Source organism: Flavobacterium difficile, assembly GCF_011392115.1.
GTDB classification, from domain to species: Bacteria; Bacteroidota; Bacteroidia; order Flavobacteriales; family Flavobacteriaceae; genus Flavobacterium; species Flavobacterium difficile.
In genome coordinates, this window is record NZ_JAAJBT010000003.1 from 152,056 (window position 1) to 167,542 (window position 15,487).

General features: G+C 31.5%; 14 protein-coding genes and 2 tRNA genes. 5 read left to right on the forward strand and 11 right to left on the reverse strand.

From position 1 onward, the window contains the following. Positions 1-142 precede the first annotated feature (142 nt). Complete coding sequence (locus tag G4D72_RS06750; protein WP_166076895.1) at positions 143-1,123, reverse strand: polyprenyl synthetase family protein; 981 nt, start codon at positions 1,121-1,123, stop codon at positions 143-145. 197 nt (positions 1,124-1,320) lie between these two features. After that, entirely contained in the window at positions 1,321-2,361 is a 1,041-nt protein-coding gene (gene rlmN / locus G4D72_RS06755; protein WP_166076896.1) for a 23S rRNA (adenine(2503)-C(2))-methyltransferase RlmN, read from the reverse strand. A gap of 157 nt (positions 2,362-2,518) precedes the next feature. Between rlmN and G4D72_RS06760 the strand changes: the two genes are divergently transcribed. After that, positions 2,519-3,160, forward strand: coding sequence for an O-methyltransferase (locus G4D72_RS06760; protein WP_166076897.1), 642 nt, complete (start codon positions 2,519-2,521; stop codon positions 3,158-3,160). A gap of 1 nt (position 3,161) precedes the next feature. Here G4D72_RS06760 and G4D72_RS06765 read toward each other — a convergent pair whose 3' ends face one another. From G4D72_RS06765 to G4D72_RS06790, 6 genes are all read right to left on the reverse strand, one after another. After that, the gene (locus tag G4D72_RS06765; RefSeq protein WP_166076898.1) at positions 3,162-3,719 is read right to left on the reverse strand and encodes a phosphatase PAP2 family protein; all 558 of its coding nucleotides are present in this window, start codon (positions 3,717-3,719) and stop codon (positions 3,162-3,164) included. Continuing rightward, positions 3,719-4,051: a Sec-independent protein translocase subunit TatA/TatB gene (locus tag G4D72_RS06770; protein WP_166076899.1), complete on the reverse strand. Its 333-nt coding sequence runs from the start codon at positions 4,049-4,051 to the stop codon at positions 3,719-3,721. Before G4D72_RS06770 ends, G4D72_RS06765 begins: the two co-directional genes overlap by 1 nt. 136 nt (positions 4,052-4,187) lie before the next feature. Continuing rightward, positions 4,188-6,461: a M1 family metallopeptidase gene (locus tag G4D72_RS06775; RefSeq protein WP_166076900.1), complete on the reverse strand. Its 2,274-nt coding sequence runs from the start codon at positions 6,459-6,461 to the stop codon at positions 4,188-4,190. Between the two features lie 56 nt (positions 6,462-6,517). Beyond that, positions 6,518-7,021: a DUF6702 family protein gene (locus G4D72_RS06780; RefSeq protein ID WP_166076901.1), complete on the reverse strand. Its 504-nt coding sequence runs from the start codon at positions 7,019-7,021 to the stop codon at positions 6,518-6,520. After that, a complete protein-coding gene (locus G4D72_RS06785) occupies positions 7,014-7,850 on the reverse strand; it encodes a hypothetical protein (protein ID WP_166076902.1) in 837 nt (278 codons plus the stop codon). Before G4D72_RS06785 ends, G4D72_RS06780 begins: the two co-directional genes overlap by 8 nt. A 1-nt stretch (position 7,851) precedes the next feature. Further along, the gene (locus G4D72_RS06790; RefSeq protein WP_166076903.1) at positions 7,852-8,547 is read right to left on the reverse strand and encodes a hypothetical protein; all 696 of its coding nucleotides are present in this window, start codon (positions 8,545-8,547) and stop codon (positions 7,852-7,854) included. Between the two features lie 120 nt (positions 8,548-8,667). On the opposite strand from G4D72_RS06790, the gene pepE reads away from it, so the two are divergent. After that, complete coding sequence (gene pepE, locus G4D72_RS06795; RefSeq protein ID WP_166076904.1) at positions 8,668-9,375, forward strand: dipeptidase PepE; 708 nt, start codon at positions 8,668-8,670, stop codon at positions 9,373-9,375. Between the two features lie 38 nt (positions 9,376-9,413). Here the strand turns inward: pepE and G4D72_RS06800 are convergent. Beyond that, positions 9,414-9,486, reverse strand: a tRNA-Gly gene (locus tag G4D72_RS06800). A 32-nt stretch (positions 9,487-9,518) separates the two neighbouring features. Beyond that, positions 9,519-9,591 (reverse strand) — tRNA-Gly (locus G4D72_RS06805). Between the two features lie 118 nt (positions 9,592-9,709). Between G4D72_RS06805 and G4D72_RS06810 the strand changes: the two genes are divergently transcribed. Further along, positions 9,710-10,159, forward strand: coding sequence for a GNAT family N-acetyltransferase (locus G4D72_RS06810; protein WP_166076905.1), 450 nt, complete (start codon positions 9,710-9,712; stop codon positions 10,157-10,159). A 55-nt stretch (positions 10,160-10,214) separates the two neighbouring features. Continuing rightward, positions 10,215-11,936: a L,D-transpeptidase family protein gene (locus G4D72_RS06815; protein WP_166076906.1), complete on the forward strand. Its 1,722-nt coding sequence runs from the start codon at positions 10,215-10,217 to the stop codon at positions 11,934-11,936. 62 nt (positions 11,937-11,998) lie between these two features. Here the strand turns inward: G4D72_RS06815 and G4D72_RS06820 are convergent, their stop codons facing one another. Then, positions 11,999-12,748 carry a murein L,D-transpeptidase catalytic domain family protein gene (locus tag G4D72_RS06820; protein WP_166076907.1) on the reverse strand — a complete coding sequence of 250 codons (750 nt, stop codon included), beginning with the start codon at positions 12,746-12,748 and terminating at the stop codon, positions 11,999-12,001. A gap of 289 nt (positions 12,749-13,037) precedes the next feature. Here G4D72_RS06820 and G4D72_RS06825 point away from each other — a divergent pair, with 289 nt between their 5' ends. Next, positions 13,038-15,476 (forward strand): DUF5916 domain-containing protein, encoded by a 2,439-nt coding sequence (locus tag G4D72_RS06825; protein WP_166076908.1) that lies wholly within the window; start codon positions 13,038-13,040, stop codon positions 15,474-15,476. Positions 15,477-15,487: the final 11 nt, after the last annotated feature.

Consider the following 15,487-nt stretch of genomic DNA (forward strand, 5'->3'; position numbering starts at 1 on the left):
ATTTTGTTTTTAAAAAGGTTGCATGGCAATTAGTCAATTTGTCGATAAGCCAATTTAATGTTCTAGTTTTATAGACGCTTTTGGTATTAAAAAGGTTGTGTCAATAATTGACTTATTGAAAATCGAACAATTGGCACATTGATTAAATCTTTCTTTCAATCACGTAATTCACCATTAAAATTAAGGAATCTTTATAGATAGAAGTAGGGAAGTCTTGTAAAAGATGTAACGCTTCTTGTTGAAATTGAATCATTTTTTGTTCGGCATAGGAAAGTCCGCCGTTATTTTTTACAAAAGTGATGACTTCTTTCACACGTTTTTTGTCTTTATTGTGATTTTTGATGGAATTGATCAGCCAGCTTTTTTCTTTTGGTGAACAATTATTTAAAGTATGAATTAAAGGCAACGTCATTTTTTGTTCTTTGATGTCAATTCCGGTTGGTTTTCCGATAGCATCCTCGGTGTAGTCGAATAAGTCGTCTTTAATTTGAAAAGCCATTCCGATTAATTCGCCGAATTTTCGCATTTTTTCAACCGTTTTCGATTTTTCTGGAACAACTGCACAAGCACCAAGTGCACAACAAGCAGCTATTAAAGTGGCTGTTTTTTGTCGGATAATTTCGTAATAAATGGCTTCAGTGATGTCTAGTTTTCTGGCTTTTTCGATTTGTAACAATTCGCCTTCACTCATTTCTCTTACGGCAACGGAAATAATTTTTAGTAAATCGAAATCGCCATTGTCTATTGAAAGTAGTAAGCCTTTTGAAAGTAAGAAATCGCCCACTAAAACTGCAATTTTATTTTTCCACAACGCATTGATAGAAAAAAATCCGCGACGTTTGTTGCTATCGTCTACTACATCATCGTGAACTAAAGTCGCCGTGTGAATCAACTCAATTACCGAAGCGCCGCGATAGGTTCTGTCGTTTACTGTTCCGCCGGATACCATTTTTGCTGTAAGAAATACAAACATCGGACGCATTTGTTTTCCTTTTCTGTTTACAATGTAATGGGTAATTCGGTTTAAAAGGGCCACTTTAGAAGACATAGCCAATTGAAACTTTTTTTCGAAAAGTTCCATTTCGTAGGCAATAGGCTCTTTTATTTGCTCGGTAATTTTCATATACACAAAAGTAGTGAAAACTTGTAGTTTCGCCAAAAGATTGCTAAGAAGTTTAGCCCTGATTGTAGCGGCATCCTTTATATAATTTGAAACTATTTTAAGTTACAAATTATATAAAGATATAGCGGAAAGCAGGATATAGCTCCAAAAAAATGCAAGAATTAGATTCTAAAATAAATTCAGAATGACCAATTGGTTTAAGATTTATTGGCTAATTGTCCGCAAGCGGCATCAATATCTTTACCACGACTTTTACGAACTTTTACAACAATATTATTTTTTTCTAAAGCAGCAATGTAATTGTTAGTAGCTTGTTCGCTTGCTTGTTGGAAATCACCATCGTCAATTGCATTGTACTCAATTAAATTGACTTTACACGGTACATATTTGCAAAATTTTACTAATGCATCGATGGAAGCTTTGTCGTCGTTAATTCCTTTCCAAACTACATATTCGTAGGTAATTTTGCTTTTTGTTTTAGCATACCAATATTCTAAAGCTTCACGTAATTCGGGTAATGGAAAACTTTTCGTAAATGGCATGATTTGATTTCTTGTGGCTTCAATTGCAGAATGTAAAGAAACTGCTAAGTTGAATTTTACGTCATCATCGGCCATTTTTTTAATCATTTTTGATACTCCAGAAGTCGAAACGGTAATGCGTTTTGGAGACATGCCCAATCCTTCATTAGAAGTAATCATGTCAATGGCTTTCATTACGTTTGGGTAATTCATAAGTGGTTCGCCCATTCCCATAAAAACGATATTAGAAAGCGGTCTGTCATAATACAGTTTACTTTCATTATCGATAGCCACCACTTGGTCGTAAATTTCGCCAGGTGTTAAGTTGCGCATGCGTTTTAAACGAGCTGTGGCGCAAAAGTTACAATCTAAACTGCAACCTACCTGACTTGAAACACAGGCTGTTGTTCTTGTTTTAGTAGGAATTAATACGCTTTCTACAATTAAATCGTCGTGCAAACGAACCGCGTTTTTTACTGTTCCGTCTTCACTGCGTTGCATGGTGTCGACTTTTACGTGATTGATAACGAAGTTAGCTTCTAACATAGCTCGAGTTTCTTTTGAAATGTTGGTCATGTTTTCAAAAGAATGAGCGCTTTTGCTCCATAACCAATCGTAAATTTGGTTCCCACGAAAGGCTTTGTCACCGTTGGCTACGAAAAAATCTCTTAATTGCTCTTTAGATAAAGCTCTGATGTCTTTTTTGTCTGCTTGCATGGTGCAAAGATAGTATTAATCCCGAAATTCGGGACAAGTTATGTCAATTTATCAATTTGTCAATAAGCCGATGTTATAATTGATCAATTGTTATTGCTTTTTGGAGTTGTCATTGCTATTGAAATTTGTACTTTTGTACTTCGAAAACATCCTAATTATGCACTTTATATCCGAAGATTTAGAAAATTATGTAGCCCTTCATTCCCAACAAGAACCAGAATTATTGGTGAAATTGAATAAAGAAACCCATCAGAAAATTTTGCAACCTAGAATGTTAAGTGGACATTTTCAGGGTAGAGTGTTGAGTATGTTGTCTAAAATTATCAATCCAAAAACGATTTTAGAAATTGGAACTTATACAGGTTATGCTGCTTTGTGTTTGGCAGAAGGTTTGCAAGAAAATGGGACTTTAGATACGATTGATATTAATGAAGAATTAGAAGAAATTCAACAAAAATATTTTGATTTGTCTGAATATTCGAATCAAATTTTTCAGCATATTGGTGATGCAATTGAAATTATACCCACTTTAAATAAAAAATTCGATTTGGTTTTTATTGATGCGGATAAAGAAAATTACATCAATTATTTTCATTTGATTGTACCGTTAATGAATAAAGGTGGCATTATTTTATCAGATAATGTATTGTGGAGTGGAAAAGTTTTAGAAGAAGTAAAAGCGAACGACAAAAGCACACAGATTTTATTAGATTATAATAAAATTATTAATGAAGACGATCGTGTAGAAACCGTTTTATTGCCAATTCGTGATGGATTAACGGTTACTCGAGTGAAATAAATTATTTTATTTTTGATAAGATTTTTAGATAAATGGTATAAAATAAAAATCCTGTTAAGCAACCAAAAATATAACCAGATATGATATCTAAAGGGAAGTGCAATCCTAGGTAAATTCGGCTGTAAGCAAAAATTAGTGGATATAAGAAAATGAAATAACTGTAGTTGTAATGTTTTCTTAAAATCAAAAACAAAAATAACATCGTGGCCATTGAATTAGAAGCATGACCAGAAAAATAGCTAAAAGAATTTCTTTGCAAAACGACTCTAATTAAACCCTTCAATTCTGTATCGTTGCATGGTCGGATTCTTGCAACTGTATGTTTTACAACATCTGTTAATTCGTTTGTGAATGTAATTAATGCAGTGATTGTGATTAAAATGAGAGCAAGTTTCTTGGTTTCAATCTTCTTTCGAAGTAAAATCAAAAGTAAAAGAAAAAACGGAATCCAATTTAATTGATTGGTTAGTAGTTTCCAAATGCCATCGAAAGATTCAGATCCTAGGTTGTTTAAGAAAATAAAGAGACTTTTATCTGCGTCAATAATTTTTTCTAACATTACATTTGGCGTTTAATTGGTCCGGTTAAATTTTCTAAATCTTCTTTAATTTCAGTAATCGGATTTGCTATTTCGGTGGGATTTATGGCCTTGTTCATGTTCTCTTTTGCGTTGGCAATTTCATCGGAAATTCCGCCAGTAAGACTTTTCATGTCTAGGCCGTTATCTTCAGCACCTTTTTGGATTTCGTGTTTGATTTCGTTAGTTGCATTTTTTAATTGCGCCATTCCTTTTCCTAAAGTTCTTGCGATTTCAGGAATTTTGTCTGAACCAAAAAGCATAAGTATTACAATTAAAATAAAAAATATTTCTCCGCCGCCAATTCCAAACATAATCTTGAAGTTTAAATGATTTACAAATGTATTAAAAGATATTGTGATACGAAAAAAACCATTAAGGAAATAAGTAGTAAGTTATCAGTAACTAGTTTACTTAAGCCTTAATGGTTTTAAGAATAACGTTTTTTTGTTATTTTTTTTCTATCTGCTCAAATTTGTCTACAACAGCTTCTTTTGGCCAAGTGTTGTTGGTAACATCAATATCTGCAGTTTCTAATTTTGGATCTAATTGCAATTTGACAACTTTTTTCTCAGTAGCAAAAACTCGTTTCACTGTACTATTGTTTCTTCTCCAAATTTGCACAGGGAATTTTTGAATTTCAGCGGTACCATCTTCATAAATTAGTTGTACAATTATTGGCATCATTAAACTTCCTGGCTTCTCAAATTCTACTTCATAAAAGTATTTTGGATTTTTTAAAGCTGCTTTTTCTTCCGCAGTAAAGTTTTTTGATAAGTAGTCTTTTAAAGCTACTACTTTTTCATTTTCTAAAGCCGTTTTAGCTTCTGGTTTTAAATCTGGACTGTCACTATTTACAATGTAAAGCATTGGTCCTGAATCAGATATTTTTCTACCTCTTCTGTTAAACGATGCAGTTGCTTCTTTGGTTGGATCTTCAGTAATATAATATTGTTTAACATTTTTAATTCCTAAATCTACCACATCAGTAGAATAAAACCAGCCTTTCCAAAACCAATCTAAATCTACTGCAGAAGCATCTTCCATTGTTCTAAAAAAGTCTTCAGGAGTTGGGTGTTTAAATTTCCAACGGTTGGCATAGGTTTTAAATGCGTGATCAAATAATTCATGACCCATAATTGTTTCTCTCAATATGTTTAATCCCGTTGCTGGTTTTCCGTAAGCATTAGAACCGAAGTTATAAATGACATCACCATGACTCATAATTGGCTCTAAAAATTGCTGGTTTCCTTTCATGTAAGGTACAATAGTTTTAGCTGGACCTCTATTTGCTGGGAAGTTTTTATCGAATTCTTGTTCTGTTAGATATTCTAAAAAAGTATTTAAACCTTCGTCCATCCAAGTCCATTGTCTTTCATCTGAATTTACAATCATTGGAAAAAAGTTATGACCTACTTCATGGATAATTACTCCTAACATGCCGTATTTTGTTCTGTCGCTAACAACACCTTTATCGTCTGGACGACCATAATTCCAACAAATCATTGGATATTCCATTCCTTGATCTTCAGCAGAAACCGAGATCGCTTTAGGATAAGGATAGTCAAATGTGTATTTTGAGTATGTTCTTAACGTATGTGCTACAGCTAAAGTTGATAAATTTTCCCATAATGGATTAGCCTCTTTTGGATACATAGAAATGGCCATAGGTTTATTGTTTCCTACTTTAACAGCCATTGCGTCTAAGATGAATTTTCTTGAAGTTGAAAAAGCAAAATCTCTTACGTTTTCAGCTTTTAAATGCCAAGTTTTTTTGGCGTTAGAAAATCCTTTTTCTGCAGCAGTTGCTTCTTCTTGCGTTACGATAATTACTGGTTTTTCAAATGAATTTTCTGCTAATTGCCATCTTTTCACTTGTTCTGGTGTGTAAACTTCGTTTCTATTTTGTAGCACACCAGTTCCGTCTAGGATATGATCTGCAGGAACCGTAATTTTCACATCGTAGTTTCCAAAAACTAAAGCAAATTCACTTCTTCCCCAAAACTGCATATTTTGCCAACCTTCAACATCATTGTAAACACACATTCTTGGATAAAATTGAGCAATTACATATAATTTATTCCCATCAGGAAAAAGTTCATAGCCAGAACGTCCGTTTCCACCATCTTTCATGTAATTGTTCACATTGTACCACCATTTGATGGAAAAAACAACTTTTTCTCCTTTTTTTAAAGATTTAGGCAAATCAATTCGCATCATAGTATGATTGATGGTGTATTTCATTGCGTTACCTTTTTCATCTCTAACGTATTCTAAATTAAATCCACCGTCAAATCCGTTACCCATATAATTTTTTGCAAAGTTCTCAGGCGAAGTTGCAGTAGGCATGGTTTCATTGTCAATTAAAGGTGTTTGAGAATCTTTTCTTGCGATATTTTGGTCTAATTGCACCCATAAATAATCTAAAGATTCTGGAGAATTATTGTAATAGGTTACCGTTTCACTACCATATATTTTAGAAAGCTTATCGTCTAATTCTAAATTAATTTTATAATCGGCTTGTTGTTGGTAATAAGCAGGTCCTGGCGCTCCAGAAGCTGTTCTGAACATGTTTGGTGTTGCCATTTCAGCATACATTTGACTGAACTTATTGATGTCTGTATGACCTTGAAGTTCTTTTTTTGCCTCTTCTTTTTTTACTTCTTGTGCATAAGTTGTTAAAGAAGCAAAAAACAATAAAGCAATCGAAATAGACTTTTTCATATGGTTTTAATTATGGTTTAGGTTGTTTTGAAGTTAAATATTTGTTTATTTATTAGTTACTTGTATTTTAATTTCTGATTGTTTTCCGAATTAGTAAACAAAAGTGTTTTTTTGTTACCATCAATATTCAAATGTACTAAATTTTGTTGTTCATTAAAAATATCAGTTAAAACATTATTAGTGATATCAAGATCTTTTATTTTTTCTTTACAATTAATTTTTAAATAACAAATTATAACATTGTCTTCTTGCTCTTTCGTTAAAAACTGAAAGATTTGTGTTTTGTTGTTAATTTTAATTTTTAATTTTTCCTCTAAATAATTCGCAATGTACTTGTTACTCTCAGCAATTTCCTCTTTGGTCGTGATATAAAAATGTTTGTTGTGTTTTTTGTATAATGCTTTTTCTAAATCATCGATAAATAATCTTGCGGTAATTTGAACGGCTTTTTTTTCTTTAATATAGTCTACTTGAAATACACCTACATAAAATTTATGTAGGTAAAACGAGCTTAAAAAAACGAAGAGCAGAAGTAAGCAACTGATTTTAATTTTATTCATCTTTTTTGGGTTCTGTTTCAGGTTTAGGAAGTGTGTTGTTTTCGGTTTTACCCTCAACTTTTTCGGTAGTTTCCGTTTTAGCATAAAAAGGTTGAAGGTTTTTAATTTTTAAATATTCAGCCGCCAAAGCACTCATTCTAAATGAGAGTAATGTTTTATTTTTGGCTTTCGCAGCAGCTTTTAATTCTTCATCTTCTACGATGTAAAAAACATATCCTTCTACATATTCTTCAGGAATGTGTAATTGATTCATGATGTATTCAGCGTCAAAATTGGTGTTGATTTTTTGTTGTAAAAATTCTTTTCTTTCGACTTCTAATTCAGCTTTTAATTGCTTTGTTCGGCCTGTAATCGCATTAATAATTGGATCTACGCTAAAGGCTGTATTGAGTCCAAATTGTCCGTCAAAATCACCCGCGGTTTTGACTCTCCTTTCAGCCGGAGTGTATTGTTTTTGGCCTTTTGGAACTAAACCAAGTGATTCAGATGTGATGCGACTATCACTTGTAATCATTATTTCTTTGATATGCTTGGTGTAAATGTCTAATTTGATAAATAGTAAATCTTTACCATAATCTTTTTTCGTAACAATATGTTTTTTGGCTACCAAATGAAGTGCGCTAAAAATTATCGTATCATTAACCTTAGCTTTTATTTTAAAATAGCCTCCATTTCCAGAAGTAGTATTGGTTTTGTTTGAAATGTTCACAATAGTAACCCCTTCATTGTCGTTAGTTTCAACAATAATTTTTCCCTTAATGATGGAATCGTTTTGCGAAACAACAAATTGAGTAAATAACAATAGTAATATGTATAAATAGTTTTTCAAGTTATTTTGAAATTTCTTTTGGTATTGTTTTTAAATATGCTGTAGCTAAATCTGATAATTGAAACATTTTTATGGTTTTATCTTCACTTTTAAGTATCTCAACTGCAGCTTTGTCCTCACTAATATAAAATAAAAATCCTTTTAAATACATTGCTGGTATTTTTAGGGTTTTAATAAAATATTCTTCTCCAAATTCATTTAAAATTTTTTCTTGAAACATTTCTTTTTTCTCTGTTTCTAGATTTTTTTTTAATTCTTTATCGTAGCCCGTAATTAAATTTATTAAGGCTCCAATTGACACTTTCCCAACTTCTCCAGATTTAATTCTTCTTTCAGCAACCGTATATCTTTTTTGATTTTTCGGAACCAAACCTAAATTTTCTGGAGTAATTACAGTAGCATTAGAAATTAATACTTCTTCAATTAATTTAGATCTAGGTGACATTTTTACAAAAAGTAAATCAGGTCCAAAATCTTTTGCGGTTACCCGTAATTGAATAACATCATAAGGTAGCGCAGAGAAAATTAATGTATCATTCACTTTAGCTTTTATTTCAAAATAACCACTATTTCCAGAATTTGTATTAGTTTTGTTAGAAATATTTACAATAGTAACGGCTTCATTGATGTTTGTTTCCACTACTATTTTTCCTTTAATGATGGAATCATTTTGTGAAACAACAAATTGTGAAACCAAAAATATTAGTATGTGTAAATAGTTTTTAATAGCTTTTTATTTTTGTTTGTAAAAATAAGAGAACAAAACAACAATCCATATAAAATTTTGTTAAGAATAAAGTAAATTTTAGAAGAACTTATGAAAAAGGTCATTATTGCAAGTACATCAACGGTTTTTGGCGGTACTTATTTAGATTATTTGCTCCCAACTTTAGCGGAACATTTTGCAACCGTTTCCAATTTAATTTTTATTCCATTTGCACGACCTGGTGGAATTACTCATGAGGAATACACTGAAAAAATAAAACCAGTTTTTCAACAATTAAATATTAACGTTAAAGGGATTCATGAATTTGAAAATCCTATTGAGGCAATAACTAATGCAGAAGCTATTTTCACTGGTGGAGGAAATACTTTTGTTTTAGTTGATATGCTTTATAAATATAATTTGTTAGATGCGATTCAGCATGCGGTTGAAAATGGTGTGCCTTATTTAGGAACAAGTGCCGGTAGTAACATTTGTGGATTAACAATGGGAACTACGAATGACATGCCAATTGTTTATCCACCAAGTTTTAGGACTTTAGGACTGGTTTCGTTTAATTTGAATCCACATTATTTAGATCCAATCGAAGGTTTAGAACATATGGGTGAAACAAGAGAAACGCGAATAAAAGAGTTTCATCATTATAATCCGCAATCGGTTTTGGGTTTAAGAGAAGGAAGTTGGTTGGAAGTTGTAGATAGTAAAATTACTTTGAAAGGAAATTTATCTGCAAGATTGTTTCAGCAAGGTAAAGCGCCTGTAGAGCTAGAAACGGGTTCTGATTTAAGTGATTTGAGATAAGTTCAAAAAAAAAGCCTCAAAAAAAATTGAGGCTTTTGAGCGAAAGACGAGGGTCGAACTCGCGACATTCAGCTTGGAAGGCTGACGCTCTACCAACTGAGCTACTTTCGCATGGTAGAATTTTAAAATTCAATAAATATTAGAGCGAAAGACGAGGGTCGAACTCGCGACATTCAGCTTGGAAGGCTGACGCTCTACCAACTGAGCTACTTTCGCATTTTTAATTTTGGTGAGTGCAAATATAATATGAAAAACTCGTTAAATGCAAGTTTTTTTATAAAAAAAATATCTTTTTTAAATTTTAACTTTCTAATTTATTAATTTATAATTGTTTATGAATGAAATAAAAGTAAAAAAAATTACTTATTTGGAAACTTTTCCTGTTCGAAGTGCAGTTTTGAGACAAGGAAAACCAATTGAAACTTGCTTTTTTGTTGGAGATGATGCAGTAGATACTACACATTTTGGACTCTTTCATACAAATAATTTGATTGGTGTGGCTTCAGTTTACTTGGCATTTAATGAAAATTTTAAGCAAGTTCAACAATTTCAGTTACGAGGAATGGCGGTGTTAAGTGAGTATCAAGGTTTAGGCTATGGCCAGCATATTCTTAAAGAAGTTTGTACTTTTGTAGAAGAAAAAAAAGGACAACTCTTGTGGTGTAATGCTAGAGAAAATGCGGTGCGATTTTATGAAAATTTTGGATTTTTAGTTTCTGGAGATGCCTTTGAAATTCCAAATATTGGGAAACATTTTGTTATGTTTAAGATTTTTGTCGGGTAAAAGAGTTTCTTGTCGATAAAATTTAATAGGCACGCATAATTTGTTAAATTTGTATATGATGAGAAAGATTTGCTTGTTTATCGTTTTACTGTTTGTTGTTTTTATGTCATGTAAAAATAGCAGAAAAGAATCTTTTGAAGAAAGCGAAGATTACTTCGATACAGTCCGAAAAATAACTATTCATGCGATGCCTGAAGATTTATTAGCTGATAAATCGGATAGTATTAAAAGTTATTACAGTTTGTTTGAAAATCATGAAATTTGGGTCGACCGCGAAAATAGAGAAGATCTGATTTTTCAAATAGAAAAGGCTAAAGAAGAAGGTTTATATCCAGAAGACTATAACATTAATAAAATTTTTCAATTAGAATTGAGACTTGATTCTTTAGAGCTTGAAGAAAAATTATCTTACGATATTCTATTAACTCAAACTTATGAAAAACTTTGTAATCACTATTATAAAGGGAAGCTAAATCCTAATGATGTCTATGAAAATTGGGATTTATTTGACAAGAAAATATCCATCGGAAAGTTGTTAAAAGAGGCAATTGATTCCAAAAAAGTTGCCGCTTCTTTAAAAAATTTATTACCAAAACATCCAGTTTATCTTTCCCTCAAAGAAGCTTTAGTTCTTGTCAATAAATTACCAAACAAAACTTTCGATTCCTTAAATAAAAATCTTAAAATTAAATTTAACGATACCACACGAGTGGTCAAAGAAATTAAAAGACGATTGGTATATTGGAATGATTTGCAAGGAAAAGATACGTTGTCTAAAAAGTTTGATAAAAGCATGCTTGAAGGTATTAAGAAATTTCAAAAGAGACATGGTTTATTTGCAGATGGTGTAATTGGAGTTGGAACACTTAAAGCCTTAAATACTAATAAGGAAACAAGAAAAAATCAAATTCTAGCAAATTTAGAGCGTTGGAGATGGTTTTCTAGAAATTTAGGAGAGGAGTATATTTTAATTAATTTGCCAAATTATCAGTTAGATTATGTAATTGAAAATGATACTGTTGCCACTCATAAAATTGTATGCGGAAGGCCACAACGTATGACTCCAATTTTATCTTCTAAGTTGTCTAATTTTGTTTTTAATCCGACTTGGACAGTTCCACCCACAATTATTAAAGAAGATTTGTCAGTAGAAGCGGCTGCAAATAGAAATTATTTTTATAAAAATAGAATCACGATCTATAAAGGAAAAAACACAGTCGTTTCCCCTGCAGAATGGGATGTTGAAAAAGCAGAAAGCTACAGGTATGTTCAAACACCAGGTTATAACAATTCGTTAGGTGTAGTGAAGTTTAATTTCCCTAATCATCATTTGGTTTATTTGCATGATACCAATCATAGAGATTATTTTAATTTAAAATATAGAGCTTTAAGTTCGGGTTGTGTTCGAGTCGAAAACCCTGTAAAACTTGCCAAAAAAGTGTTAGAAGACCAAGATAACGGTCGTTGGAAAAGCTTAGAAATTATTCGAAAGGAACGTGCTGAAAAAGAAGCTAAATTAAAAGCTAACAAAAATTACAAGCCGAAAAAATTAACTCCAGAAGAAGAAATTGAAAATCAAAAAAGATTGGCTGAAGAAAAAGACGCAATAGACCAAATAATTGCAGACAAAGAAACATATTATATTAAGGTTAAAAAACCTGTTTTCATTCACCAATTGTATTGGACCAGTTGGTCCGATAAAAACGGATTACACTTTAGAGAAGATATTTATAACTTAGACAAAATCTTATTCGATAAGTTAAACGTTAAGAATTAATAAATTATTTCCTTGTCCTTAAACTATTTCATAGTGGTTGTTTGATTTCAAAAAAAAATATTTTATGAAACTAATCTCGATTTGTTTACATACATTCTTGTAGGATGATAAATGAACAAAACCGATTTGTTTTTAATTGTATTGATTAATTTTGGAGCAATTTCTGGAGCAACTGCAGGACAACCCTGACTTCTTCCAATGTAACCTTGTTTATTTGCTAATTTTTTGGAAACATATTCTGCACCATGAATAACAACTGCTCTTTCTCTCGCATTATCATTTAATCCGAATTCTTGACCATCTAATTTTAAAGAAATTCCATGTTTACCAGTATAGGTTTCTCCTGTTATGAAAAATCCAAGACTGCTTTTGAAAGATTCATTTTGATTAGAAAATGATTTAGCAAATTCTTTTCCAGAATTCATACCGTGAGAAACTAACGTTTGTAGAAGTATTTTTTTCTGTTCCATGTCAATTACCCACATTCTTTCTTTGGTAGAAGAAAAACTAAAATCGACAATAGTTAAAATGCTATTTTTAATTTTACCTTGGTTTTCTAATGCTGAATATCCTTCAAATGCTTTTGTAAAAGTTTCTAACTTTGGTAACGAGTAAAAACCAGCCTCAATAGAATTGTAAATTAGTGCTGTTTTTTCTTCAAAAGTAAGTACTTTATTTTCTGCAATTTTTGTTGGCTTTGCGATCTCAGTATTTACTGATTCTGATTTAGATGTAGTCTTAAATGTAGTTTTATTATTCGATAAATTTAAAATAAATCCTAAAAAAACTAAAGGTAAAAACTTGTAACTCATTGTTAATCTTCTTGTTAAATGTTGTTGCTAAGGGCGCAAATATAGAAGTTATTTTGAGAAAAAAAAATTTCAAAATGTTTTTTAACGGTTATTTTTTGCGTTTCGTCGATTATTTTGACTTAATGGTGGTGTGCTTCGGCCGTAAAGTCACTAAAATAAATACGTTCAACATTTGCAACAAGATGCTGTAAATTTGTGATTTTTTTTCATAATTAAAAATTTAACATTTTTTTTTGAAACAAATATGGGTATGTTATGTCTAATTTTGCAATTCTGTAAAAACTACTTAATGAATTTATTTAAATACTTCTTTTTTTTTATAGCTGTATCTCATTTTTCTTTTGCTCAAGAAAAAAACGAGGATGTTGCGTTTGTTAAGAAAAAAATCCAAGCTGTAAAATTAAACTCGACCATTAAAATTGACGGTGATTTAAATGATATAGAGTGGAAAAACGCCCCAGTTGCAAAAGATTTTGTAATGTTTGATCCCGATAACGGAAGACCAGAAGCAAAAGAATTAAGAACTGAGGTGAAAGTGTTGTATGATAATGATGCCGTTTATATTGGTGCGACTTTGTATGATAACGAACCTAATAAAATTTTAAAAGAAATATCTGAAAGAGACGATTTAGGAACAGCAGATTTATTTGGTGTTTTTATTAATGGTTTTAACGACGGACAACAAGAATATAGTTTCAATGTAACAGCTTCAAATGGACAATTAGATTTAATTCGAACGCCAAATGGTGAAGATGATACGTGGGATGCTATTTGGCACAGTCAAACAAAAATTTCCAGTGAAGGCTGGCACGTGGAAATCAAAATTCCATATGCTGCATTACGTTTTTCTAAAGAAGACCAACAAACTTGGGGTATTCAGTTTTTTAGAGAAGTGCGCCGTTTACGTCAGAAATTTACTTGGAATCCTGTTGACAATCGAAAAGGTGCATTTACACAACAAGCTGGAATTTTGGAAGGTATCGAAAATATCAATACTCCAACTCGTTTGTTTCTAATTCCCTATTCTTCTTTTTATCTTAATAGTCCAGCAAAAGAAAAAACATTTGGAACCTTAAAAGGAGGTTTAGATTTAAAGTACGGTTTAACCGATGCGTTTACTCTAGATATGGTGTTGATTCCCGATTTTGGACAAACCAAATTTGATAACACAATTTTAAATCTCGGACCATTTGAGCAAGTTTTTAACGAAAACAGACCTTTTTTTACTGAAGGAACCGACTTATTTAACAAAGGCGATTTGTTTTATTCCAGAAGAATTGGTCAACGCGCAAGTACATTTCCTAAATTAACCGCTACAGAGGAAGTGGTAGAGCTTCCCAACGCGATCGACTTAGTTAATGCTGTAAAAATTTCAGGAAGAACTAAAGATGGTTTAGGTGTTGGGTTTTTAAATACAGTAACTAAAAAAACAGATGTTGTTATTAGAGATGTAGTAACAGGAAATGAAAGAGTTGAAACCGTAGAACCTCTTGCTAATTACAATGTTTTGGTATTAGATCAACGTTTCAACGGAAATTCGTCAGTATCATTAATCAATACGAATGTTACTAGAAATGGAGAATTTAGAGACGCGAACGTAACGGCAACAGCATTCAATTTAAACAATAAAAAAAATACTTTTAATACAAACGGTAATTTCAAATACAGTTACGTAAACAGTTTTAAAAATTTAGAGGATAAAAAAGGAATATCTACGAATTTATATTTTGCCGAAACATCTGGTAACGTAAGATTTTCTTTTGGTGGGGAATACGTGTCGGATGATTATGATAATAACGATTTAGGGATTAATTTTCAAACCAATTACTATTCTTTTTCTGGAAATGCAAGTTACAGAACGCTGAAGCCTACTAATAAATTAAACTCATTTCGTATTAATTTCAATGCTTACACACAATACGATGTGCGAACGAATTATTTACAAGAACAAAATTTTAACATCAACGGAAATTTAACAACGAAACAAAATCATGCTGCTGGCTTTGGAATTAATATTAATCCATTTGAAAGACATAATTTTTATAACCCACAAGTAGAAGGAAGATATGTGATCTTCCCTAAGAACTACGGAACTTGGATGTGGATTTCTACCAATTATAACAATAAATTTGCCTTTGATGTAGAGCCAAATGTAGGATTTACAGAAACAAAGGGTTGGTGGTATTGGGGATTTTCTGTTAGTCCAAGATACCGTTTTAATGATAAATTTACTTTAATTTATAGAAATAATTTTAACAACGAATACCAAGATTTAGGTAGAGTTGATCGTGTAGGAAACGATATTGTTTTCGCAAAAAGAGACAATCAAACGTTAGAAACTAGTTTAGAAGGAAAATATTCTGTGAATTCTCAAATGAATTTTGGACTAAAATTAAGACATTATTGGTCTTTTTCCGAAAATAATTCGTATCACAGGTTGTTGGAAAATGGATATGTAGAGGCTTATAATTATACAGATAACGCCAATCAAAATCTTAATTTATGGAATTTCGACTTGACATATAGTTGGTGGTTTGCTCCTGGAAGTCAAATGTCTGTTTTGTATAGAAATTCTTCTGGAATCTTTGAAAATGAAATTGATAAAGATTTTAGTTACAATGCCAAACAAGTTTTTAATCACGAACAGTTAAATCATATTTTTTCAATTAGTGTTCGATATTTTATCGACTATAATCAGGCAAAAAATGTTTTTAAACCGAAAGTTTAAGTGAATTTCAA